The 23,338-nt window shown below is 39.8% G+C and carries 23 protein-coding genes; 5 read left to right on the top strand and 18 right to left on the bottom strand.

Translation table 11 applies throughout. The features are described 5' to 3' along the window. Positions 1–212: 212 nt before the first annotated feature. Positions 213–1,730 carry an NAD(P)H-hydrate dehydratase gene (locus EWM59_RS03420; protein ID WP_130019549.1) on the top strand — a complete coding sequence of 506 codons (1,518 nt, stop codon included), beginning with the start codon at positions 213–215 and terminating at the stop codon, positions 1,728–1,730. 88 nt (positions 1,731–1,818) lie between these two features. Here EWM59_RS03420 and EWM59_RS03415 read toward each other — a convergent pair whose 3' ends face one another. Continuing rightward, positions 1,819–3,090, bottom strand: coding sequence for an OmpA family protein (locus EWM59_RS03415; protein WP_165372093.1), 1,272 nt, complete (start codon positions 3,088–3,090; stop codon positions 1,819–1,821). A 167-nt stretch (positions 3,091–3,257) separates the two neighbouring features. Between EWM59_RS03415 and EWM59_RS03410 the strand changes: the two genes are divergently transcribed. After that, the gene (locus EWM59_RS03410) at positions 3,258–3,749 is read left to right on the top strand and encodes a peptide deformylase (protein WP_130019547.1); all 492 of its coding nucleotides are present in this window, start codon (positions 3,258–3,260) and stop codon (positions 3,747–3,749) included. An 82-nt stretch (positions 3,750–3,831) separates the two neighbouring features. Then, positions 3,832–4,011 carry a hypothetical protein gene (locus EWM59_RS03405; protein ID WP_130019546.1) on the top strand — a complete coding sequence of 60 codons (180 nt, stop codon included), beginning with the start codon at positions 3,832–3,834 and terminating at the stop codon, positions 4,009–4,011. 110 nt (positions 4,012–4,121) lie between these two features. Here EWM59_RS03405 and EWM59_RS03400 read toward each other — a convergent pair whose 3' ends face one another. The 7 genes from EWM59_RS03400 to EWM59_RS03370 all read right to left on the bottom strand — a co-directional run bounded on the left by EWM59_RS03400 (position 4,122) and on the right by EWM59_RS03370 (position 11,174). Next, positions 4,122–5,024, bottom strand: coding sequence for a flavin reductase family protein (locus EWM59_RS03400; RefSeq protein WP_130019545.1), 903 nt, complete (start codon positions 5,022–5,024; stop codon positions 4,122–4,124). A gap of 6 nt (positions 5,025–5,030) precedes the next feature. Beyond that, positions 5,031–6,197 (bottom strand): cation:proton antiporter, encoded by a 1,167-nt coding sequence (locus EWM59_RS03395; RefSeq protein WP_130019544.1) that lies wholly within the window; start codon positions 6,195–6,197, stop codon positions 5,031–5,033. Between the two features lie 61 nt (positions 6,198–6,258). Continuing rightward, the gene (fahA, locus tag EWM59_RS03390) at positions 6,259–7,485 is read right to left on the bottom strand and encodes a fumarylacetoacetase (protein ID WP_130019543.1); all 1,227 of its coding nucleotides are present in this window, start codon (positions 7,483–7,485) and stop codon (positions 6,259–6,261) included. A gap of 32 nt (positions 7,486–7,517) precedes the next feature. Then, positions 7,518–7,949: a MarR family winged helix-turn-helix transcriptional regulator gene (locus EWM59_RS03385; RefSeq protein ID WP_130019542.1), complete on the bottom strand. Its 432-nt coding sequence runs from the start codon at positions 7,947–7,949 to the stop codon at positions 7,518–7,520. A gap of 158 nt (positions 7,950–8,107) precedes the next feature. Further along, positions 8,108–8,839 (bottom strand): phenylalanine 4-monooxygenase, encoded by a 732-nt coding sequence (gene phhA, locus EWM59_RS03380; protein ID WP_130019692.1) that lies wholly within the window; start codon positions 8,837–8,839, stop codon positions 8,108–8,110. A 16-nt stretch (positions 8,840–8,855) separates the two neighbouring features. After that, entirely contained in the window at positions 8,856–9,986 is a 1,131-nt protein-coding gene (gene hppD / locus EWM59_RS03375) for a 4-hydroxyphenylpyruvate dioxygenase (RefSeq protein WP_130019541.1), read from the bottom strand. 27 nt (positions 9,987–10,013) lie between these two features. Beyond that, complete coding sequence (locus tag EWM59_RS03370) at positions 10,014–11,174, bottom strand: homogentisate 1,2-dioxygenase (protein ID WP_130019540.1); 1,161 nt, start codon at positions 11,172–11,174, stop codon at positions 10,014–10,016. A 272-nt stretch (positions 11,175–11,446) separates the two neighbouring features. Between EWM59_RS03370 and EWM59_RS03365 the strand changes: the two genes are divergently transcribed. Together EWM59_RS03365 and EWM59_RS03360 are read left to right on the top strand one after the other, a co-directional pair. Further along, entirely contained in the window at positions 11,447–11,689 is a 243-nt protein-coding gene (locus tag EWM59_RS03365; RefSeq protein ID WP_130019539.1) for a hypothetical protein, read from the top strand. An 11-nt stretch (positions 11,690–11,700) separates the two neighbouring features. Beyond that, a complete protein-coding gene (locus EWM59_RS03360) occupies positions 11,701–12,300 on the top strand; it encodes a class I SAM-dependent methyltransferase (RefSeq protein ID WP_130019538.1) in 600 nt (199 codons plus the stop codon). Positions 12,301–12,398: 98 nt separating this feature from the next. Here EWM59_RS03360 and acs read toward each other — a convergent pair whose 3' ends face one another. The 10 genes from acs to EWM59_RS03315 all read right to left on the bottom strand — a co-directional run bounded on the left by acs (position 12,399) and on the right by EWM59_RS03315 (position 23,331). After that, positions 12,399–14,300: an acetate--CoA ligase gene (gene acs / locus EWM59_RS03355; protein WP_130019537.1), complete on the bottom strand. Its 1,902-nt coding sequence runs from the start codon at positions 14,298–14,300 to the stop codon at positions 12,399–12,401. 215 nt (positions 14,301–14,515) lie between these two features. Continuing rightward, the gene (locus EWM59_RS03350) at positions 14,516–15,568 is read right to left on the bottom strand and encodes an acyltransferase (RefSeq protein WP_130019536.1); all 1,053 of its coding nucleotides are present in this window, start codon (positions 15,566–15,568) and stop codon (positions 14,516–14,518) included. After that, the gene (locus tag EWM59_RS03345; RefSeq protein ID WP_130019535.1) at positions 15,565–15,798 is read right to left on the bottom strand and encodes a DUF6814 family protein; all 234 of its coding nucleotides are present in this window, start codon (positions 15,796–15,798) and stop codon (positions 15,565–15,567) included. The genes EWM59_RS03350 and EWM59_RS03345 overlap by 4 nt, the downstream gene beginning before the upstream one ends. A gap of 13 nt (positions 15,799–15,811) precedes the next feature. Next, complete coding sequence (locus EWM59_RS03340; RefSeq protein WP_130019534.1) at positions 15,812–17,374, bottom strand: MFS transporter; 1,563 nt, start codon at positions 17,372–17,374, stop codon at positions 15,812–15,814. 250 nt (positions 17,375–17,624) lie between these two features. After that, the gene (locus tag EWM59_RS03335) at positions 17,625–18,047 is read right to left on the bottom strand and encodes an IS1/IS1595 family N-terminal zinc-binding domain-containing protein (protein ID WP_130019533.1); all 423 of its coding nucleotides are present in this window, start codon (positions 18,045–18,047) and stop codon (positions 17,625–17,627) included. A gap of 734 nt (positions 18,048–18,781) precedes the next feature. Continuing rightward, on the bottom strand, positions 18,782–20,101 hold the full coding sequence (locus EWM59_RS03330) for a hypothetical protein (RefSeq protein WP_130019532.1): 1,320 nt from the start codon (positions 20,099–20,101) through the stop codon (positions 18,782–18,784). A gap of 130 nt (positions 20,102–20,231) precedes the next feature. Then, a complete protein-coding gene (locus tag EWM59_RS03325; protein WP_130019531.1) occupies positions 20,232–20,906 on the bottom strand; it encodes a carbonic anhydrase in 675 nt (224 codons plus the stop codon). Next, positions 20,872–22,455, bottom strand: coding sequence for a SulP family inorganic anion transporter (locus tag EWM59_RS03320; RefSeq protein WP_130019530.1), 1,584 nt, complete (start codon positions 22,453–22,455; stop codon positions 20,872–20,874). Before EWM59_RS03320 ends, EWM59_RS03325 begins: the two co-directional genes overlap by 35 nt. 191 nt (positions 22,456–22,646) lie before the next feature. Then, a complete protein-coding gene (locus tag EWM59_RS27535; RefSeq protein WP_165372092.1) occupies positions 22,647–22,952 on the bottom strand; it encodes a hypothetical protein in 306 nt (101 codons plus the stop codon). 160 nt (positions 22,953–23,112) lie between these two features. Next, complete coding sequence (locus EWM59_RS03315) at positions 23,113–23,331, bottom strand: hypothetical protein (RefSeq protein WP_130019529.1); 219 nt, start codon at positions 23,329–23,331, stop codon at positions 23,113–23,115. Positions 23,332–23,338: the final 7 nt, after the last annotated feature.

Raw genomic sequence — 23,338 nt, 5'->3', positions numbered from 1 at the left:
ATTTAGTGATTAAGTGAATGTGTGATTGAGTGATTAATTTTGATTAGTATTTTTTAATTAATATGAACTAATTTTATCTGATTAATAAAGAGCAATTCATAAATTGTTTTAATAGACTTTGCAATGCTTATTAAAACAATCACCGCACCAGCGGCAGCTAAATCACTCATTCACTAAATCGCTAAATCACTCAATTTAATTACACAAAGTTGATGAAAATTTTATTAACAAGAAAGCAGACAAAGGCAGGCAATTATATATCTGAGATAAAAGAAGCCGATGAATATACTATTGTCCATGAACCGATTGCCTCTATTGACCTCATGGAGCGTGCCTCACGTGCCTTTGTCAGTATTTTTATCAGGCATTTTCCGGTTTCCTACAAAAAAATACTCGTGTTGTGTGGTGTGGGTGATAATGGTGGCGATGGACTGGCTATTGCACGAATGTTGTATGCCTTAGGGTATGACCTTGAAATTTATATTATCAATCATAGCACTAAACAATCGGCCAACTTTAAGAAGAATCTTGAAAGATTACAAAATAAAATTCATCCGGTAGAAATTAGTGAGATTGATGAAATTCCTGATTTTAATAAAAATGATTTGATAATTGATGCCATGTTAGGCGCAGGACTCTCAAGACCGTTGGAAGGATTAATTGAATCGACAGTTGAAAAGCTGAATGAATCGGAGGCAGAGATAGTGGCGGTGGACATACCCACAGGTTTATTCGCTGATTCATTAAATGGGGATAAGGATATAATCCTGAAGGCTGATTATACTATCACTTTTCAAACACCCAAATTAGCTTTTGTATTACCACAGAATGGTGATTTTGTAGGTAATTGGGAAGTGGTAAGCATCGGGCTTCATGAAGAATTTATCGGGAAGTTGGAAAGCCGGTATTTTTATACAGATAGCCAAATCGCCGAAGCATTCATTAAACCCCGTTCGAAATTTGCCAATAAAGGCCATTTCGGTCATGCGTTGATGATGGCAGGCAGTTATGGAATGATAGGAGCAGCAGTACTATCAACCCGGGCTTGTCTGAGGTCAGGTGTGGGTAAAATAACCGTTTATGCACCGGAATGTGGCTATGCAATTCTTCAGACAGCTATTCCGGAAGCTATGTGTCTAACGGATGCAAACAAGGCGTTTTTAGAAACATTACCCAAACTGGATAATTATCAGGCAATCGGGATAGGCTGTGGTATAGGAACTGCGCCTAAAACTGCCGGACTGATAGAAGAAGTATTGAAGCAAGTGAAAGTACCTATTGTTATTGATGCCGATGCGCTGAATATTATCGCCTCTGATAAGAAATTACTGGCATTATTACCGAAAGGAGCTGTTTTAACCCCTCACCCTAAAGAGTTTCAACGGCTGATAGGCAAAAAGTGGGAGAATGATTATGAAAAATTAGCATTGCTTGAAGATTTTGCAGTCAGTCATCAGTGTATCGTTTGCCTCAAAGGCGCATTTACAGCAGTGGCCTTGCCTGACGGCACCATTCATTTTAACTCGACCGGAAATGCAGGCATGGCTAAGGGTGGGAGTGGAGATGTGCTCACTGGAATGATACTGGCACTATTGGCACAAGGTTACAAACCCGAAGAAGCCGCTCTATTGGGCGTATATGAACATGGATTGGCCGGAGACAGAGCCGCCCAATTGAAAGGCACAACCGCCATGATAGCGAGTGATATTATTGAAAGCATTAGATTCTGAACAATAAAAAACGGCGTTTCACTAAGTTTGCAGAAAGCATCATGGTACTGTACTGCTTAAATAGTGAAACGCCAAGATTATCAAATAGTTACGGGTTCAGAATCACAAATTCTACTCTTCTGTTCAGTTTCTTTCCACTTTCTGTGGCATTGTCTGCAATGGGTTTGGTATCGCCATAGCCCTTAAACTGGATACGTTTGCCTGCAATTCCTTTTTTAATCAGGTATTCTCGTACATTAAAGGCTCGCTCTAACGACAAACGTTTGTTTTGAGTGGGGTCGCCAATATTATCTGTATGCCCTTCAATAATAATATTCATGGTCGGGCTGTCTTTCATCATTTTCAGTAAACCATCTAACTGGTCATACGACTCGGGCAGTAAACCTGATTCACCTGTATTAAAATACACTTTATCCAGCCTGAATTTATTTTCCTCTACTTTTACCGGAGCGGCTTCTTCTTTAGGAGGAGCAACGGTAGTGGTATCTATTACCGGAGGTTCTACTTTAGGTTTCTCGATTATTGGCGGGTCTTTTTTAGGCGTTTCTTTAGGTGCTGGCTTGGTCTCGGTCTTTTCAACGGCCTGAGTCAGATAAATATTTTGTGTAAATTGTTGGTTACGTTTAATTTTCGATAAGTCTAAACGAGCCTGCTCGGCTTCATAGCCTTTGGCTGTGGCTGTGAGCGTATAGGCATCAGGACTCAAGGCAAAAGTATAATCTCCGTTAGCAGATACCAGAACCGACCCGGTTTTGGTGGCGTTTTTATCAAACTGATACACTACCTTGCCTGCAATGGGTTTCTGAGTTTTAGCATCTAATATTTTCCCTTTGATGGTTAATGTTACCGGCTCTGTGGGTGTAGTTGGTAGTTTTCTTAATGGGTTTTTGATATGCACACCGTAGAAATTCCAGAATTGTAAAGTCTGTTCAGGAGAGTTTTTCCCTTCTATGAGGTTAAAAAGTTCAATGCCGGGGTCTAATCTTTCATAATAAACCGTAAAATTATAAACCTGACCGGGCGAAACAGGCTTAGAATCGGGTAATTCAGGAATTCCTGTTGATTTGATATATTTAAAACGCTTGCCGTTTCCGTTCAGATAACTTTTAGGATTGATAGAAATGGTAGCCGTAGAAGTCTGCCTTTGATTAGGCAGAGGAATCGGGAAATTATAATTCTGGCTTCTTCGGTTGCTGTATTGATAACTGAAAGAAATAATGGTAAATTCGTCCCGAAGCTCTACTTTAGTAATATCGGTATCATACGTAACCTGGTCATCAATTTCCGGCGTATAGGTAATGGTCTGACCAAAACTATGTATCGCACAAAACAGGAAGATTAGCAGATATATTCTTTTCATGGGATTAAAATTTATTTCACAGGCTTTAACGAAACTCATACGCTACTTAGTTTAACACCATTCGTTAAAATTTGTTAAGCCCGGAGTCGGATATATTACGAAACATACCCGAAAATTAGTATAAAATTTATTGTATAAACAAAAATACAATTTCCCCCAGGGATTATATGAAACACTTAGAAGATTTAGTTTTATTGGGCGACCCTCGCCTGTATGAAATCTGTGAGCCTGTTGCCCAAGGAGAATTACCACAGGTGAAAGAATGGGTAAAAGATTTACACCATGTGATGGAAGAAATACGGGCAAAATACCACTTTGGCAGAGGCATTGCCGCCCCACAATTAGGTATTATGAAAAGACTGATTTATGTGAATATAGATAAACCTGTGGTGATTATTAATCCTGAATTGGAAGATACAAGCACCGAAATGTTTGAACTATGGGACGATTGTATGAGTTTTCCGAATCTTTTGGTGAAGGTGAAAAGGCATAAGAGCCTAATAATGAAATATTTAGACGAAAACTGGCAGGAGCAAAGATGGGAGGCAACAGATGCGTTGTCTGAATTATTACAACACGAATACGACCACCTGAACGGAGTTTTGTGTACGATGCGGGCTGTTGATGCCCAATCGTTCCGCTGGAGACCTACACTATAGCCTGACGGCTGATATTTTTAAAATGGCTGGCACGGTTTTTTAGGAATTAAAATTACTTAATTCACTAAAACTTTTAAAGGCCATGAAATTGATAAATTATCTTTTAGTTATCTGCTTTGTGTTGATTATTTCATCATGTGATGCCATTGCAGGCATTTTCAAAGCTGGTTTTAATACAGGTATTGTAGTAGTGATAATTGTTATTGTATTGGTTATAGTAGGTTTATTCAAGATGTTTGGCGGTGGTGGTAACAAAGGCTGATACAATTATCTTACTACTCAATTTAAGCTATCCTTATAGATTTTATCCCTGTCCTTTAAGTCGTCAGATTTGCTGATTTGAAGGATGGGGCTTTCTTTATCCGGTCATTTTTAATTTTTTGTCATAAACTCAGGTTGGCTTTGCAAAAGTACCAGCCATGCTTCTTTTACCTTATTCTGCGCCAGAAGTCGCTGTGCTTCATCGTGTAGCAGGTTATCCAGATACGCACAACCATTCATCACCTGTTCAAAAATATTCTGCATCGTTGATGTCTGCCTGAACGCCAGCACTTCCTCTTTGGTTGGCATTGCTTCTATATTACCTAATTGCCCCAAATGGTTACCTGTCAGAATTTTTGAGAGTCGGATACTTTCAGGAATAGCATCGTAACCTATACCGATTTTCGTATTGGGTTTCTCTACTTCAAACATGGTGCTTTCGCTTATGTGTGCATACCAGTCGGCACCCATGCGGGCTACCCAATCAGTTTTTTTCTGGTCTATTTTTCCGTTTTCTCCTACGATTTTCTCCGAAAAATGTGCCATCACTATCTGGCAGATGTAAAGATTCATGGTACCTATTTCCCGTACTTCCAACACTTTACATTCAAACTGCGCAGGCGATTCTTTTACCCTTGGCGGTGTAACCAGCACCGAGGGTTCGGGTGTAAAGCCCGATTTAATAAATTCATTGATACCCCGTGGAAACTCAACACTTGCCAGCGACATCTGATGTACCATAGCGTAATCAACCATATTTATCACCACTTCCGGCACTTCGCTGATATTAAGCGTAGTGTCTTTTTTAGAGCCATCTCTGCCCCGGTTATTCGGTGCAAATACCAATAAGGGCGGATTAATGCCCATGATATTAAAAAAACTGAAAGGGCTTAGATTTACATTTCCCGGTACATCTATACTGCTCACAAAAGCAATTGGGCGAGGGGCTACTGTACCTGTGAGATAACTATAAAAAGTCCTTGGGTCTAAATCTTCGGGGTTGAGCGTAAGCATAATACATTAAGCAGGTTTTTTATGCCGAATCATTCCAAACATCATCACAAAGGCAGTCAGGAATATGACTTGTGTCAGCAAACCTTTGTTGACTTCTAAAATCTGATGGGATTCCGGAATAGCTAAAAACAATAATATGGTAATCAGCCCACGGGGGGCAATATAAAGCAACGGCTCGGTTTTGATTTTTAATAGCAGGAAAATCAGGTAACGACCTGCAAAAATAAATACCAGTATCAGGAGGGCATTCACAAAATCAGACAGGCTCAGGAGTGCTTTCAGGTCGGTATAATACCCGAACATAATAAAAAAGAAAGACCTAATGACAAAAGTTACCTCTGCAATCAGATGTTCGAACGAATTAACTTCGGCTTTGATGGTTTCAGGGTTTATCCATTTTTTTACAAAATCAAACTTAATCAGATGAACGTTATTCAGAAATAACCCGAAAATCAAGACAAGCATTAAAGAAGGAAGATGATAAATTTTTGTAATGACATACAACAGAATGAGAATGGTAACAATAGGAATATACTTGATATGATGATTCAACTTGCTAATCATACTTCCCAAACCTATACTTGCTACAATAGATAAGGCAATGATAATGACAATATCAAACAGAAAAGACGAAAAAGTAATCAATCCGAAATAATCATGAAGTACCAGAAAATTAAAGAAAATAATTCCTAAAATATCTGAAATGGAGCTTTCGTAAACCACAAATTCACGGTTATGGGGAGTCAGGTTCTTTACACTGGGTATAGCAATGGCGCTGCTGATAATGCCCAATGGAATGGCATTGACCAAACAACTCAAAAAAGGTTTGTCTGTCAGATAGTACAGACCTACAGCTAATACAGCACTAAACAGAAAAAGACCGAAAAAAGCACTTTTTACAGTTGAAACAAATAGATTACGTTTCTGTAATTCAATTTCTAATTCAAGTGAACCTTCAAGCACAATCAGAATCAAGCCTATGGTACCAATGACAGGCAGATACGGCTCTAAATTAGGTACATGAAAACCAGTATAAGTAGTAATAAGCCGGGCAATTATCCCTACCGTAAGCAGTAATACAACGCCGGGTATTCTGGATTTTTTGGCCGAAATATCAAAAAGATAAGCAATAAGTATAAGCGAACAAATGATGATAATAATCGTATTTGTCATAAGGATAGTGGTGATTAGCAATTTTGATGCGAGCCATTACTGGCGTTAAATTACAAAAAAATCAATGACTCGCAACTATCTTGCCGCTTACTTCGCCAAAACCTACTCTTATGCCCTCTTTCTCGCAGTAGCCTTCAATAATCAGAGTATCGTTATCTTCGAGGAAAGTTCGTTGAAGTCCGTTTCCCGCATCAATGGGTTGTTTTCCGCCCATACTTAATTCAAGCAGGCATCCATTACTACCTGCCACAGGGCCGCTGATAGTACCCGATGCCAGTATATCCCCGATTTTCAGGTTACAGCCGTTTACCGTATGATGGGCTATCTGCTGCGCCAGATTCCAGTACATATACCTGAAATTGGTTTGTGAAATGGTATGCGAATGGGTAGCATCGATATTAAGCCGAACGCTCAGTTCAATATCAAAATTCTTTTTCCCTTCAAAAGCCAGATAAGGCAATGGCTGAGGGTCTTGCGGTGGTGTTTCGGTTCTGAAATGCTCCAAGGCTTCCATCATAACCACCCAGGCAGAAATTGAAGAAGCAAAGTTTTTGCCTAAAAAAGGCCCTAATGGCTGGTATTCCCACCGTTGTATATCTCTTGCTGACCAATCGTTAAAAAGGACTAAGCCAAACAGATAACTTTCGGCCTCGGCTGTGCTGATGCTTTCACCTAATACAGAATTTTTGCCTATAATCGCACCAATTTCCACCTCAAAATCCATTTCTTTCGTAGGAGAGAAAATAGGTGTAGGGCTATCGGCAGGTTTGATTTGTCCTTTAGGCCGGATAATGGGTGTACCTGAAACCACTATAGAACTTGCCCTACCATGATAGGCTATAGGCACATGTTTCCAGTTGGCTACCAAAGGATTATCAGGACGGAAGAGCTTACCTACATTGGTGGCGTGTTCAAGGCTTGAATAAAAATCGGTATAATCGCCTACTTTGACAGGCAGGTGCATTTTTACTGATTCGATAGGGTAAAAAGCCTGATTGAAATACTTTTTTAAAGGAGATTTCTCCTGCACCAGCCAATCCTGCAATTGCAGTCTGATAGCACTGGTTTTCTTTTTGCCTAAGTTGATAAAAGCATTCAGAGATGCCTGATTGCAAACATTGCGGGGAACTGCCAGCAAGCCAAACTTTCGTAATTGTTCTAAATCTATCACAAAATCGCCAATACGGACACCCACCCGTGGGGCTTTTTTACCAATGCTGAATATACCAAAGGGAAGATTATGGATAGAGAAATCGGAGTCTATAGGAATAGTAAGCCAGGAGTTCATCAGGTTCTGAAACAAGTTAAAATAGCTTTGTGTTAACTCACGTTTTTGTGAATGGTATTCATGATTCGTACCAATTCATCGTAATCATTATCTGTTAGCCCGTCCCATGATTTCATTCTTATTTCGCCAATTACTTCCAATGCTCTGGTGTGTAACTGTTCGCCTTCTTCGGTCAGAAATATATTAAACTTTCTTCGGTCGTCGTCGGCCATCTGGCGTCTGACCAACTTTTTTTCTACTAAAAGGTCTAAGATTCGGGTTACAGTAGGCGCATCTTTGGCTGTATCAACCGCTAAATCGTTCTGACTAATGCCCGGTTTGGGCTTAATATGGTCAAGCACCACCCATTGGTCAACAGTCAGGTCTATACCATTATCCGTGAGACCCTTTTGCATAAAACTACGGATACGTTTGATAGTGGTATCTATTTTAAAAAAATAAGAGCGTTGATCAGAGTGCGTCATCTTTTATTGTTGGTCAATTCTTTTGTAAAATACGGAGTTAATGGCCGCTATTGTCATAAAATATAAATCTGATATTTATATCACAATACTTAAAAGAATGTTCTGTTGTAATACTTCTAAGTTGCAAAATATTTTACAAAAGTAGAAAAAACCTTCAATTATTGACATACTAATAATTGTTGCTCCAAAACTTTTTCAAATTCAGGTAACGAATGAAACAACTGTTCGTACGAGTCAATGATGAAATACTTTTTCTGGTATTCATCAATTTTTACTTCGGTAGCAATAATTTCTTCCATATTGTAAGGTACTCTCGCAGGCACATCGCTGTGCAGGCTGTACTCGCTCTCTCCGCTCGACGACAGAATACCGCCACCATAAATTTTCAGCTGATTATCTTCCCTTACCAATCCAAACTCAACTGTGTACCAATATAACCGTTGCATCATGCTTACGGCGGCTTCATCTTCAATATATTTAAGCGAAATCTTGCTGAATTCAGCCAGAAAATCACAAAAAGCCTTATTGGTTAATAAAGGCACGTGTCCAAATGTGTCGTGAAACATATCCGGTTCTTCCAGATATTCTAACTGGTCACGGCGACGCAGCCAGGTAGAAGCCGGAAATTGTCGGGCGGCCATTAACTCAAAAAACTCTTTGATAGGCACCAGTCCCGGCACACCAATAACCGACCAGCCTGTCAGGGCTTGCAATCTGGGGTTCAGTTCCTTCTCGAAATCAGGTATATGGTCTGCGGTGAAACCGGCTTTTTCAATACCTTCGAGATAATCTTTACTTGCCAGACCCGGCAATTTTTCTAATTGTCTTTCAAACAGCAACCGCCACACTTCGTGGTCGTCGGCTGTATAAGATTTATATGCTTGATTCATCATTTTTTCAGGTTTATCACAAAGTGCCTCTCAACACCTGCTCTCTTTCAATGGCTTCAAAAAGTGCCTTAAAATTTCCTTTGCCAAAAGATTTGGCCCCTTTTCTCTGAATAATTTCAAAGAACATAGTAGGGCGCGGCTCAATGGGTTTGCTGAAAATCTGCAACAGGTAGCCTTCCTCGTCTCTGTCAACCAGAATACCCAACGATTGTAACTGCTCTATTTCTTCGTCAATATCTCCGATACGGCCTTTCAGTTCCTCGTAATAATTGTCAGGTACACGTAAAAATTCTACGCCTCGTTCGAGCAGATGGGTTACGGTTGTAATAATGTCGTCGGTAGCTACTGCCAGGTGTTGTACACCTGCCCCTTCATAAAAATCGAGGTATTCTTCTACCTGAGATTTCTTTTTACCCTCGGCGGGTTCATTAATCGGAAACTTGATTCGGCCGTTACCGTTTGACATCACTTTGCTCATCAAAGCCGTATATTCGGTCGATATATCTTTATCGTCGAAACTTACCAACTGGTTAAAACCCATTACGTTACCATAAAAATTTACCCATTCATTCATTTCGTTCCAACCCACATTTCCTACCATGTGGTCAACGAATTTTAATCCTACCGGAGACGGGCGATAGGTGGGTGTCCAGGCACGAAAATTCGGGAGAAATACCCCATGATACTGACTTCTTTCTACAAAAATATGCACGGTGTCTCCATAGGTATGAATACCCGAACGTACCACTGTGCCATGTTCGTCTTTTTCTTCTACAGGCTCCATATAGGGTTTAGCACCGCGTGAAATAGTTTCATAATAGGCATCACGGGCATCGTCCACCCACAGGGCCACTACCTTTACGCCATCACCGTGTTTGTCTATATGTTTGCCTATTTCGGTACCTCCATGCAAGGGTGAGGTAAGTACCAGGCGGATTTTACCCTGTTGCAGAACATAGCTCTCACGGTCTTTCAATCCGGTTTCAAGCCCGGCATAGGCGAGTGGCTGAAACCCGAAAGCAGACTGGTAATAGTGGGCAGCCTGTTTACAGTTGCCCACATAGAGTTCAAGGTAATCGGTGCCATTAATCGGTAGAAAATCGGTGTTTTCTGCCTGATTGATGATATTTGATGGTTGATGAAGCATAATTGCGTTAGTTTTTTGTGGAATTTCTCAATCTATCCAGCTTTGGAAATACTTACCGTCGTCGAGTTTCAAGGCTTCTTCTGTCAGTTGTAATGGTCTGAAAGTATCTACCATAACAGCCAGTTCCTGCGTTTCTTTTTTACCTATACTGCGCTCCATAGCTCCGGGGGCGGGCCCGTGTGGAATACCGCCGGGGTGTAAGGTAATATGTCCTTGTGCAATATCATTCCGGCTCATAAAATCGCCATCTACATAATAAATAACCTCGTCTGAGTCGATATTAGAGTGATTATAAGGGGCTGGAATCGCTTTTGGATGATAATCGAACAGCCTCGGACAGAACGAGCACACCACAAACGCATCGGTCTGAAAGGTCTGATGGACCGGTGGCGGCTGATGAATGCGCCCGGTGATAGGTTCAAAGTTATGTATCGAAAAGCCCCACGGATAATTGTATCCGTCAAAGCCTACCACATCAAACGGGTGGTATTGATACACAAGGCTGTGGAGTTGCTGTTGTTTCTTGATTTTTATGATAAATTCTCCCTTCTCATCATGCGTTTCAAGATTTTCAGGCAGTTTGTAATCACGCTCGCAGTAAGGCGAATGTTCCTGTAATTGCCCGAAATGATTGCGGTATCGCTTGGGGGTATAAATAGGGGCATGCGACTCAACATAGAAAATCCGGTTATCTGCGGTATCAAAATCTATCTGATAAATCATCCCTCTCGGAATAACCAGATAATCGCCATATTCAAAGGTAATATTTCCTAATTGTGTACGTAGCGTACCCGAGCCTTTATGAATAAACAGCAGTTCGTCCGAGTCAGCATTTTTATAGAAATAATCCCGAAGTGATTTCTGTGGAGCAGCCAGCCCTATGATACAATCTTTGTTGACTAACAAAGGCACCCGACTCTCTATAAAGTCTTCTTTAGGCTGTACATTAAACCCAATCAGCTTGCGCATCATTAGCTGGTGCGTGTCGGCTATTTTAGGCCTCATGTCTTGGCTATCTAATAGCTGCATTACCTGAGTAGGGCGATGTAGATGATACATCAACGAAGCCATGCCATCAAACCCGATTGTACCGAAGAGTTGCTCATAATACAATCCGCTTCCATCGGGTTTTTCAAATTGTGTATGGCGTTTAGCAGGTATTTTCCCTAATTTATGATAGATAGGCATATATTTGCTATAACAATTATTGTTTAGCAAAGTAAATAAAAATAATTGTTATGACAAATAATTTTATCAATATTTTTTTATGGAATAGGATTTAACATATAATTAACGGTGAATATGTGTGCATATAAACAAGTTAAGAATGAGAGTCAGCTTTTGAGATAAAACCTGATTTTAATTTTGGGTAGGGTATGAACTTTTTTAATTGCAACAATGTTGCATGAATATCTTTTAGAAGATACTATGGTGTATGTACAAAATTTTACTACCAACCAATGATAGAAGTTTTTACTACTGATGTGAGAACCCGAATGCAAGCCGATGTGCTGCTGAAAAATCTTACAAATGCCTTTACGGGGTTAAAGTTTAATTTTGACCTCGCAGATACAGAGGTGTCTTTTCCATGTGTACATAGCATCTTGCGTGTAGAAGGTGCTATGATTGAGGCAAAAGATATAAAGGCAGTTATGAATCAGGCAAAGTTTCAATGTGAAGTATTAGAAGATAAAGTATGTTAATGACAAATACTATGACGGAATTCTGGGAAGCTAATTTTATTGAAAAACAGGAGATGTGGGGTTTTGAGCCTGCTTATTCGGCTGTATTGACCAAGGATTTTTTTGTTGAGAAATCTATCAGGCATATCCTTATCCCCGGTTTTGGGTATGGCAGAAACGCCCGGGTTTTCAGAGACAATGGTATAGCTGTAACAGGAATCGAGATTTCTAAAACGGCTATTGAAATGGCAAGAAAACACTACGGGTACGATATGACTATCTATCATGGCTCGGTAGCAGATATGCCCTTTGATTCTCAACAATACGATGGTGTGTTTTGCTATGCACTCATTCATTTGCTCGATACCCACGAAAGGCAGAAACTTATCAGCGATTGTTATCAACAACTGGCATCAAATGGCTATATGGTTTTTACGACTATTTCTAAAAAAGCACATACGTATGGCAAAGGTCAGTTAGTCAGTAAAGACCGTTATGAAGTATTTGAAGGCGTAAAAATGTTTTTTTATGACCACGACTCAATTCAGGAAGAGTTTGATAACTATGGCTTGTTTGAAATTGCAGAAATTGAAGAAAATTATCCGTTTTACCTGATTAAGTGCAGAAAGTAGGAAATCCATAAAAAGTAGTAGTAGCAAAAAATAAAAAAGCCATACAGACCTCTGTGAAATGTCTATATGGTTTTTAAAGTAAACAAAATCCCCAAACCCTATCTCATTTGTTGCGCCCCATTCTTAATTTCTTCCACCACATTCGGGTCGAGCAGGGTAGAAGTATCTCCTAAATTAGCCGTTTCACCTTCGGCAATTTTACGCAAAATCCGGCGCATGATTTTGCCCGAACGGGTTTTGGGGAGCCCGCTTACAAACTGAATTTTATCAGGCTTGGCAATAGGGCCAATCACCCTTGATACGGTGGCTAAAATATCTTTTCTGGTCAATTCCAAATCATTGGCATGGCTCTCGCAGATTACATAGGCATAAATTCCCTGCCCTTTAATATCATGCGGATAACCAACCACAGCCGATTCAACCACGCCCGTGTGCATATTAATGGCATTTTCAACTTCAGCCGTACCGATTCTATGTCCTGATACATTCAGTACATCATCTACCCGGCCTGTGATTCTATAGAAACCATTCTCATCTCGCATGGCACCATCACCTGTAAAATACAGATTCGGATAAGCGGCAAAATAATTGGTACGACAACGCTCATGGTCGCCCCACGTAGTGCGGATGGTGGCCGGCCACGGAAATTTGATACATAAATTGCCACTTACATTGCCACCTGTAATCTCTTTGCCGTTTTCATCAACCAATAACATTTGTACACCCGGTAATGGGAGTGAAGCCCATGCTGGTTTCAGTGGCGTAATACCTGCTAATGCCGAAATCAGGATGCCTCCGGTTTCGGTCTGCCACCAGGTATCTACTACCGGACAATTATCTTTACCTATATTTTTGCTATACCAATGCCATGCCTCTTCGTTGATAGGCTCACCTACCGAACCTAATATTTTAAGCGAACTTAAATCTTTGCCTTCAACATATTCTGTTCCGAATCCCATCAGCGAACGGATGGCCGTTGGTGCTGTATAGAGAATATTAACCCGATGTTTTTCAACAATTTCCCAGAAACGCCCGGCATCCGGATAAGTAGGCACACCTTCAAACATCAATGAAATAGCACCGCAAGCCAATGGCCCGTAAACGATGTAGGAGTGCCCGGTTATCCAGCCAATATCGGCCGTACAGAAATGTATCATGCCCGGCTTGTACTGAAATACATTCATAAAGGTATAGGCCGTATAAACCATATAGCCTCCGCAGGTATGTACTACGCCTTTAGGTTTTCCGGTAGAACCAGAGGTGTAAAGGATAAACAATGGGTCTTCCGAGTCCATTTCTTCTGCCGGACAGTCAGAATTAACGAATTTTACTTCTTCTTCCCACCACACATCACGCCCTTTAATCATGCTGACTGGCGTACGGGTACGGGTAGCTACAATCACTTTCTTTACGGTCGGGCAGCCAATCAGAGCATCATCAACCGTGTCTTTCATCGGTATAGACTTATTGCCACGCACAGCTCCGTCGGTGGTAATTACAGCCACACATTGCGAATCATTGATGCGGTCGGCAATTGAAGAAGCCGAAAACCCCCCGAACACTACTGAGTGAATAGCACCTATGCGTGCGCAGGCTAAGGTAGCAATAGCCAGTTCGGGAATCATAGGCATATAAATACAAACCCTGTCGCCTTTTTTTACGCCGTTGCGTTTCAGTACATTGGCAAAACTACATACACGGTCAAACAACTGGCGGTACGTAAGCGTAATGCTGTCTTCACCGGGGTCGTTGGGTTCCCAGATAATGGCAGGCTGATGCGGTTTGTCTCTTACATGGCGGTCGAGGCAGTTTTCAGTTATATTGAGTTTGCCGCCTACAAACCATTGTATTTTTGGTTCTTTAAAATTCCAGTCTAATACTTTTGTCCAGGGCTTTTTCCATTCAAAATTATTGGCAGCAATTTCTGCCCAGAAGCCTTCAGGGTCTTGCACACTTGCCTCATAGGCTTTTTGATACTCTTCGTAGTTTTGAATAAGCATGATTGAATAAGAGGGTAATTTGAATTATAATGGTACTCCAAATAATGTATAATATTTATTATCAGCGAATGAATTCGCCGTCTAAGTTAACAAAGGTGTTTTTATCAACACGGCCGACTTAAGTCGGCCTTTACATTAAAAATTTACCTTTGTTATTTTAGCCACCGAATTCATTCGGTGAATTAAGGTATTTTGCTCACAAATATCGCAGATAATTAGCCTACAATCCAACTACCGACTTTAGGAATTTTGCTGATTATTTTTACAATCAGATAGCTGATAAGTGCCGTTATCAGAAAATGCGTGGTAATGCCTACTAACGGGTGAATCCAGGTAAAATTTATCCGGTATTCACGAGATAATATCCGTAATATAAGGGCATGAACCAAATAAACACCGTAACTGGTAATATCTAATTCTTGCATCACTTTTGGCATAAAATCAACATCACAAGCCTTCTGGAATAATAAAAATATGGTTACCGACATGCCCATAACAGGTAAACTCAGGTAATCGGTATAATCGTACACATATTTACCTGCCTGCCACGAAACTACATAGCAAATGTAGGCAGTAAGCCCCCAAAATGCTAAAAATAAGAGGATAAGTGTGCTTTTTGAGAGTTTTGTGCCTGTATTACCCAGATAATAGCCTAATACAAAATAGCCGACAAAGCCTGTAAAATACCTGATGTCAAATTTAATTTCGAAGCCAAACCATTTATTTATTAAGGTATAAACTACATTCCCTACTACCCATAAAGCGATAAAATACCAGACTTCATTCCGTCGGGTATTGGGTAGTGGACTGTTCTCCGTACCTTTTATCCATCGGCTGATAACGGGCGTAAAGGCATAAATCCCCAGTAGCATATATACAAACCAGAGGTGTCCTGCCCCACCGCCACCACCTGCTAAAATTTTCTTTACAAAATCCCCGACTGTCCAGGGGGTACGTTCATTGGCTAATCCTTTGAAATTAGACCAGATGAGATAAACCAGGCTCCATATCAGGAAAGGGACAAAGATGCGTGTAAATCTTTTTTTAAGAAAAGTGCTTAACTCTTCATATTTACCAATGAGTAAATAGCCTGAAAGCATTACAAATACCGGAACAGCGAATCGGCCAAATACATTAATAATATGGCAAATCCACCAGTCTGAATAAGCTATTTTCTTTACATGCAAAGAGCCAAACCCTGCCGCATGCAACAAAATAACCGAAATAGTAGCTAATACTCTCAGGTTAGTTACCCAGTATTTTTTCATAGCTTTTCACCATTCTTTGTGCTATAATCTCCCTGCAAAGCATAGTAACCGAAAATAGACATACCCAGAGTAATGATAGGCGCTAAAATAAAGGTATAAATAATGGCAGGTACCAAATCATTGCCTCCGTTTAGCCAGAGGGGCACTGCCTGAAAATAGATAAGGTATATTCCGGCACTTACGCCGATGAGTATCCACAAAATACCTAAAACTTTTCTGATTGCGTTCATAATGGTAGGTTGTTTAGTCGTGAATATTTCTGTCTTTTCCATTGATATAAATCAGCCCGATTACAAAACAGATACCTGCAATAATAATAGGGTAGTAGAGACCTTGCAGATAAGGCTTATCGAAAACAATGGCTTGTCCGGCACTTTTGGCTTTGGCATTTATATCATGGGCCTGTGTAGCTAAAAAAGTAGCAATGGCAGGCATCAGGCCACCAAATACCCCGTTGCCTATGTGATAAGGCAAAGACATAGACGAATACCTGATTTTGGTCGGGAACATTTCAACTAAAAATGCGGCAATAGGGCCATAAGCCATTGTTACAAATATAATCAGGCTGAATACCAACCATACCAATGTCCATTTATCTTTACTGCCAAGGGTTATGGTCTTTTTCACCTCGGGCTTAGGCACAGTAACCGATTTATCGGCCAGATTGGTGGTTTTTACTACTTCGCTCATAATGGTTCCGTCTTCGTAGTCGTGCATGGTTGTGGTAGTAACTACCGAATCGGCAATGCTTTTGGCTATCAGTTCTACCTGAACGCTTGTTTTGTCGGTGGTATTAATTTCTACTTTATTGGCTACATTGGCCGTCTGATATATCTTCTCAAAAATAGGTCTGTAAAGCAGTATCGCTAATAACATTCCGGCAAGCATGATTCCCTTCCGACCTATTTTATCAGATAATGCCCCAAAAACAATAAAGAACGGTGTACCCATCAACAAGGCCCACATCATAATTGTATTGGCCTGCACATCATCAATATTACAGGTTTTGAGCAGGAAACTCTGGGCATAAAACTGACCCGTGTACCATACTACTCCCTGCCCCATAGTAGCTCCAAAAAGCGCCAATAGTACAAATTTGAAGTTAAGCCTGTTGCCGAATGATTCTTGGAGAGGGTTTGTCGAGGTTTTGCCTGCTGCCTTTGCTTTCTCAAACAGGGGAGACTCCGACATATTACGGCGAATCAGAAACGAAACAAATACCATCAGAATAGAAACTAAAAAAGGTAAACGCCAGCCCCAATCATTAAAAGATTCTTTCGACATAGAGGTGCGGGTAATCATGATTACACCCAATGAGACAAATAGCCCTACGGTAGCCGTGGTTTGTATCCAGGATGTCCAGTACCCTCTTTGATGTACAGGAGAGTGTTCGGCAACATAAGTGGCTGCTCCACCATATTCTCCACCCAGGGCTAATCCTTGCAGAAGCCTTAAAAGGAGTACAAGCACAGGAGCCAGCGCACCGATGGTCTGATAACTGGGTATCAGGCCGATAGCAAAGGTGGCACCACCCATGAGCATAAGCGTAACCATAAAAGTATATTTGCGTCCGATTAAATCGCCTAATCGGCCAAAAACTAATGCACCGAATGGCCGTACCACAAAACCTGCCGCAAAGGTGGCGAGTGTATTTAAAAAGCCTGCAGTGGGATTATCGGTGGGAAAGAATTTTGAGGCTAAAACTGTGGCAAGACTGCCGAAAATATAAAAATCGTACCATTCTATAAGCGTACCCACCGACGATGCGCCGATGATGTAGCCTAAACTTTGTTTTTTTTCAGACATTACTAATAGTTTTTAGGGAATAGATATTATTTATAAGAGTATGTTTAAAGATTATGATTCGACCTTCAAAGCCATCTTTTTTGGCTATACTGCGTTGCATTTTTTCGATCGCGCGGCGAACCGTGTAGCTGCCGGCTACATCTGCAAAATGCGCCCGCGCGGCGTCCGCTTGTTTAGCCAAAAAATCTGTGCTTTTCGGTCAGAATAATTATCTTTAAACATACTCTAAAGGTGATGGTTGATTACTAATTTATTTTTTGGTGCGCTCCCATTTAATGAGCATAAACTTATCCTCTATTTCGGTAACTGTAACTCCTATACCCCGCAGGTTTTCACGGTTGGCATAAAACTCAATGAGTTCGGCATAAGTCAGAATCAGGGTAGTGGGTTTATAATGATTCTTGCGGCCGGGTATCACAATGTGGTACTTTTTTACCCAATTCATTACAGAAACATGGCTGATGCCCAGAAGTCGCTCAATTTCTCTGAAACTGAGGCCTTCGAGGTATAATTGCAGGGCTTTTGTAACAAAAAAACTCTCGATATTTTTACCTGGTTTATCTACCGTAAAATTATATCCACAGTCTTTGCATTTATAGCGTTGTTTTTCCTTGATTATTCCATTGCGGGAAATATGGTTAGAATCACATTGAGGGCAATGAGCAAGTTCCATTGTGTTCTATAGTTTTTTAGCAAATATAGATTTTTTTAAGAGCATACAACTATTTGAGTAGAATATTAAATTATTACGTGAATTTTATGATTGTCAGGGTTTATAAAGGCTCAGGAAAAAACGCTTAAAAAGGTAAGTAAAAAACTGCCATGAATAGTATGGATACTTACCTATAATTGACACTTTTTACCTCAAATGAATGGCCTATTCAACTTTTTGAAAATATTCTTTTAATTTTAAATAGTTGATAATGAATTGTTTATGTTTCTGTTGAAAAAAATAGTAATTTTTTTTACTAATCTTTAAATCCGTCTTTCTCTGATCTCCGTAAATATGTTTGATTAGGTAATCAACTTTATAGATAAAAACTTATATAGTCATTAAAACTAAGGTCAAAAGAAGTCTTTAATAGTAGTTTACTACTATTAAAGACTATTTGAGCATTCAAACATTATTTAAAAACAATTAAGCTATGATTTTACACTTTTGTGCATTTATCGACTTGTGCGAAAAAGTTTGTATCATTTAAGTAGCATAAGCAGCGTGCAATGGTGAAAGAAGTGAGTAACAACTTTTGCTAATAATGAAGAGCTGCCAGCGTATTAGCCTGTTAGAAATGTGTAGAAAATGATAAAAATAATACCTTAGTGCAGTGCATTTGGGTTCGTAATCCACGAAGTAAAAAGCCCTGAAGAGCAATTTTCAGGGCTTCTCATTTTTTATATTAGCCGGAATCAGTTAAAGAATGCCTGATATTGAATAATGAATGAGCCTTTTCTGTTATTGATTTCGCCTTTATTATTACCATCGGTCAAGAAAACAGGTCTGTCCTGATAAGCCAGGGTTAACTTTGAATTATGACCGCTTAACAGCCACACCAGACCCAAATCCCAGAAATCCATTCCCTGATTCAATCTTTCATAATTGGCATGTTGCAAAGATACGTAGGGTAGCAAAGTAGTTTTACCAACCAGGTTATCTTTTAGTTTATAGCCGATTTGCGTATAAATGACATTTCCGGTTCCATAGGCCGGAAAACCATTGCCCGAACCATTGATTACATCTCTTCGTGTACTCCCGTTAGCAGGATTCATTACAGCCAAATTACGCAGGTAATTTTTACCATAATCAAAGTACCCGACCGAGGCATAAGCACTGATGGCCTGCCCGTTGGTTCCGATGGGGGCATCATAATAGGCGTCTAATGCCAGTTGAACCATATTGGTTTCAACGGTATCTACCTTATTGGCGGCCAGTGTCCACATGGCATCAGGCTGATACACAAATCCGGCACCGATATTGAAAACCTTTTTCTTACCCAGATAAGTACCTGTCATATAGGGGGTCAGGTTACTTTCCTGGTCAAAAAATTGCCATTGAAAGTATCCATTCCATTGAAACTTGGGAGGTTTTGAAGAAAAATTGGCAATCTCGGTACTTAAAACACCGCTGTAAGAAGCAGCTTTCTGAAAAGCCATTGGGTCTGCCAACGCAATGCGGTAATCAAATTTCCCTAACTTACCTTTGGCATACACTGATAATTTTCTCAGAAACTGGTCGGTAATATCGTTAGTTGATTGTTGGTATAAGGGTGCATCTACTCCTAAAATACTCCCAACAGAAGGCGAGGCAAAACGAGCCAGTCCACTCCAGGCAGCCAGCCCGCCACCTAAGGAAAGTTTATTTTTTACGATAGCAAATTCACCTAAAGCATCATGAATAAAAAAGCCGAATTTACGATCTGAAATGCCATTGAAATTATTTTCTCCAATCTGGCTGTAAATAAATACTCTGTCTGTCAACTGCCCGTAAAACTGTATTCTGAAACGCCTGATTCCAATATCCCAACGGTTGTTTTTGGCATAACCAAAAATAGTTGACCCTTCGTTTAAAGTTGTGTTACGCAACCAGGCCTGATTCACCATCGTGAATTTTACATAATGCGACCCATCTTCGTTGAGTGTCAGTTTACCGTCTTTTAATACCTGTGCCTGTGCAAAAATTGATAAAGTAATAAAAATGAGTCCATTCAGGGTTATTTTCAAAGATTTCATAGGATTAGATTTTTAGCGTAAGTATTCATTATTTGTGTGAATAAGTGTAAATAAATAAAGACGCCTATAAGATAAGTGATGTAACACCTATCTATAAGCGCCCTATCTGAAACAAACGCAAACTGTAAGATTAATGTCTTACCTCTTCAACTTTTTTAGGTTTCTTTTTATTGAAATCGAAGTTGTAAACGTCTTCTAACGCATCGTCGTTTTTCGAGTCAATTTCAATAATGGGCTTTATGTGTCCGGTGTGCAAATCAAGTACCCACCCGTGCAACATCGGATATTCTCCATTATTCCAGGCGTTCTGTACAATGGTAGTTTTTGCCAGATTTTTCACCTGCTCTATTACATTTACTTCCACCAAACGGTCGAAACGTTCTTTTTCATCGTCAATGCCTTGCAACTCGTCCTGATATTTGGCATACACATCTTTAATATTGCGTAACCAGTTATTAATCAGACCGTAGTCATTGTTGGTCATAGATGCTTTTACACCACCACACTGGTAGTGCCCAACCACCAGAATATGTTTTACTTTCAATACTTCAACGGCATACTGTAATACACTCAGCATACTCATATCGGTGTGAATAACCAGATTGGCCACATTGCGGTGTACAAAAATTTCACCCGGTTGTGTGCCTGTTACCTGGTCTGAAGGTACACGGCTGTCCGAACACCCAATCCACAAAAACTCGGGTTTCTGGTCGGCTGCTAAATTGGTAAAGTAAGAGGGGTCTAACTGTAATTTTTCGGCCGCCCAGGCTTTATTCGCTAATAAGAGTTTTTGATACGATTCCATCGCTTTTTCTATAATTTAATTTTCTTCTTTTAATATTTCTGAATTCAATATTGATATGTCTTGCCTTGGCTTCTGCCTGAAACTCTTCTAAGGTCAGGAATATATCATGGTCAATAAACGTAGTTTTACTACCATCTACTAAAACCTGGTCTCCCGATTTCAGGGAAGACAGATTCTGCATCAGTTCCGCTTTGTTGAAGTAAAAAATGTCTTTATTAAAGGTAATAAGTACATTTTTATCCTGTCTTACTACAGTCATGGAGCCTTTGTAGTTGGTATAAAGAATATACACCATCGCTACTGCTACACCAATGCCAATGCCTGTAAGCAAATCTGTAAACACAACTGCCAATACTGTTACAATAAAGGGTACAAACTGGTCTGGCCCTTCTTTGAACATCAGTTTAAACATGGTTGGTTTTGCCAGTTTATAGCCAACCATAATCAGGACTGCCGCTAACGATGCCAACGGAATCAGGTTAAGTAAACCCGGAATGCTGAGTGTACAAACCAATAAAATAATACCGTGAATAATAGCTGATAATTTTGATTTATTGCCAGACTGGATATTGGCCGAACTACGAACAATGACCTGCGTAACCGGAAGCCCACCTAATAAACCAGAAACGATATTGCCAGAACCTTGGGCAATTAATTCACGGTTGGTTGGGGTAATCCTGCTTTGAGGGTCTAATTTGTCGGTAGCTTCAACCGATAAAAGGGTTTCAAGGCTGGCAACTATGGCAATCACAAAAGCTGTTTTCCAGATGAGTGGATTGGTAATAGCTGAAAAATTGGGAAAGACTAAGAAATTGGAAAACTCAGATAATGAATTGGTAACAGGTAAACTTACGAGATGATTGTTTTGTAAATGAAAATTAGCGGGTAAAATGCTCAGACCACTATTGAGAAAAATGCCTAATAGCACCGCAAGTAAAGGGCCGGGGATAATACTCAGAAATCTGTTTCTTTTGATAAAATCCATATCCCACACTATTAAGACAATGATGGATATGACACCAATAATTAATGCACCTTCATTGAAGCGTTCGGTGATGTTCAATAATTCTGAAAAGGTATTTTCACCGTCTTTCTGTACAAAACTTTCATCGCCTTCATAATCCTGGTCTATACCAAATACGTGAGGAATTTGTTTCAGAATAATGATTATACCAATGGCGGTTAGCATACCTTTAATAACCGACGAAGGGAAATAATAACCAATTACCCCCGCTTTTACTGCGCCGAGAATAATCTGGATGAATCCTGCTAAAACCACAGCCAATATAAAGGAGTCGAAAGCCCCTAATTCAGTAATCGCATTGAGTACAATAACTGTAAGCCCTGCTGCCGGACCTGCTACGCCTACCTGCGACCCGCTGATGGCTCCTACCACTATACCACCCACAATGCCCGCAATAACCCCGGAAAGTAATGGTGCTCCTGAAGCTAATGCGATACCCAGGCAAAGTGGGAGTGCTACCAGAAAGACCACAAGCCCGGCTGGTAAATCATGTTTCAGATTTGAAAAGTTTAATGTTGATTTCATTGATTTATATAAGATGAATTATTCAGAAATTCCACAATCTATTTAGGTTTAATATTTCAAAATTTTAAAATATCAAAGAAAATACAATACAGAATAGCCGATAAAAAGAAGAATAGACTATACTATTCTTTAACAACCAGGTGTTTTACTGAAAAAATAACTGTATTGGTTATGCCAATAGCATGTAGCATTTACGCTTTGGGAGGGGGTGATTGTATCAATTGTATGGGAAACGGCTCGGAAGATTGTGTGAACAGGTAAATACTTTTCTTAGACGAAAAATATTTGAATGTGAAATTCAACCCAAAAAAAGACATCAGATACTTATTCGTTTCGCTTTTTTTTTCCTGATTTTCATTCTCGCATTCACTTTCATCAGTTTCACAGGCATCTAAACTGCATGAGATTACTTCGCCAAAGAAATCTTTGACGTATTCGCTGAAAGTTGAACATTCAATAATCAGAAACAGAAATATGACTGCAATCCTTTTAATCATAAAAGCAATAATAGGCTTTTTATTTGAAGCATTAACGAAAAAGCCCAAATTTTTGTTCAAAGATACAAAGTAATACCATCAATAAATATACCTGTGAAGATTTTATTTAGAATTTTATTTTGTAGGGTAGTTTAACAAGCAAGCATTTCAATTCTTTGTTTTATGGCTTCAATAGGGTCAGGAGCAGGAATAGGATAATGCTTTTTTTTTCATATTCAATGGCTAATGTGGTAATGGCAGCTAAAATCTCTAATGCTTTTTGTCTTTTTTCTACATCTTCAATCATATCGGCATCAATCAAAGCATCAATAATTTTACTTGCGGCTTTATATTCCGACTCATTAGTAATCGGCTTTATTTTAATCTTTTCTTTATTCATTTTCTTA

Origin of the sequence: Emticicia agri (assembly GCF_004168285.1) — a bacterium.
GTDB lineage: Bacteria > Bacteroidota > Bacteroidia > Cytophagales > Spirosomataceae > Emticicia > Emticicia agri.
This window is presented reverse-complemented; position numbering and strand designations above follow the sequence as displayed.

What these genes read in the sequence shown, in the direction of transcription:
- EWM59_RS03385 (WP_130019542.1), bottom strand. Translation starts at nt 7,949, where the DNA reads ATGACGCACTCTGATCAACGCTCTTATTTTTTTAAAATAGATACCACT.
- EWM59_RS03360 (WP_130019538.1), top strand. Translation starts at nt 11,701, where the DNA reads ATGACGGAATTCTGGGAAGCTAATTTTATTGAAAAACAGGAGATGTGG.
- EWM59_RS03335 (WP_130019533.1), bottom strand. Translation starts at nt 18,047, where the DNA reads ATGGAACTTGCTCATTGCCCTCAATGTGATTCTAACCATATTTCCCGC.
- EWM59_RS03420 (WP_130019549.1), top strand. Translation starts at nt 213, where the DNA reads ATGAAAATTTTATTAACAAGAAAGCAGACAAAGGCAGGCAATTATATA.
- EWM59_RS03350 (WP_130019536.1), bottom strand. Translation starts at nt 15,568, where the DNA reads ATGAAAAAATACTGGGTAACTAACCTGAGAGTATTAGCTACTATTTCG.
- EWM59_RS03415 (WP_165372093.1), bottom strand. Translation starts at nt 3,090, where the DNA reads ATGAAAAGAATATATCTGCTAATCTTCCTGTTTTGTGCGATACATAGT.
- acs (WP_130019537.1), bottom strand. Translation starts at nt 14,300, where the DNA reads ATGCTTATTCAAAACTACGAAGAGTATCAAAAAGCCTATGAGGCAAGT.
- EWM59_RS03400 (WP_130019545.1), bottom strand. Translation starts at nt 5,024, where the DNA reads ATGCTTACGCTCAACCCCGAAGATTTAGACCCAAGGACTTTTTATAGT.
- EWM59_RS27535 (WP_165372092.1), bottom strand. Translation starts at nt 22,952, where the DNA reads ATGATTAAAAGGATTGCAGTCATATTTCTGTTTCTGATTATTGAATGT.
- EWM59_RS03315 (WP_130019529.1), bottom strand. Translation starts at nt 23,331, where the DNA reads ATGAATAAAGAAAAGATTAAAATAAAGCCGATTACTAATGAGTCGGAA.
- phhA (WP_130019692.1), bottom strand. Translation starts at nt 8,839, where the DNA reads ATGAATCAAGCATATAAATCTTATACAGCCGACGACCACGAAGTGTGG.
- EWM59_RS03370 (WP_130019540.1), bottom strand. Translation starts at nt 11,174, where the DNA reads ATGCCTATCTATCATAAATTAGGGAAAATACCTGCTAAACGCCATACA.
- EWM59_RS03410 (WP_130019547.1), top strand. Translation starts at nt 3,258, where the DNA reads ATGAAACACTTAGAAGATTTAGTTTTATTGGGCGACCCTCGCCTGTAT.
- EWM59_RS03345 (WP_130019535.1), bottom strand. Translation starts at nt 15,798, where the DNA reads ATGAACGCAATCAGAAAAGTTTTAGGTATTTTGTGGATACTCATCGGC.
- EWM59_RS03395 (WP_130019544.1), bottom strand. Translation starts at nt 6,197, where the DNA reads ATGACAAATACGATTATTATCATCATTTGTTCGCTTATACTTATTGCT.
- EWM59_RS03405 (WP_130019546.1), top strand. Translation starts at nt 3,832, where the DNA reads ATGAAATTGATAAATTATCTTTTAGTTATCTGCTTTGTGTTGATTATT.
- EWM59_RS03365 (WP_130019539.1), top strand. Translation starts at nt 11,447, where the DNA reads ATGATAGAAGTTTTTACTACTGATGTGAGAACCCGAATGCAAGCCGAT.
- EWM59_RS03320 (WP_130019530.1), bottom strand. Translation starts at nt 22,455, where the DNA reads ATGAAATCAACATTAAACTTTTCAAATCTGAAACATGATTTACCAGCC.
- EWM59_RS03330 (WP_130019532.1), bottom strand. Translation starts at nt 20,101, where the DNA reads ATGAAATCTTTGAAAATAACCCTGAATGGACTCATTTTTATTACTTTA.
- EWM59_RS03340 (WP_130019534.1), bottom strand. Translation starts at nt 17,374, where the DNA reads ATGTCTGAAAAAAAACAAAGTTTAGGCTACATCATCGGCGCATCGTCG.
- fahA (WP_130019543.1), bottom strand. Translation starts at nt 7,485, where the DNA reads ATGAACTCCTGGCTTACTATTCCTATAGACTCCGATTTCTCTATCCAT.
- EWM59_RS03325 (WP_130019531.1), bottom strand. Translation starts at nt 20,906, where the DNA reads ATGGAATCGTATCAAAAACTCTTATTAGCGAATAAAGCCTGGGCGGCC.
- hppD (WP_130019541.1), bottom strand. Translation starts at nt 9,986, where the DNA reads ATGCTTCATCAACCATCAAATATCATCAATCAGGCAGAAAACACCGAT.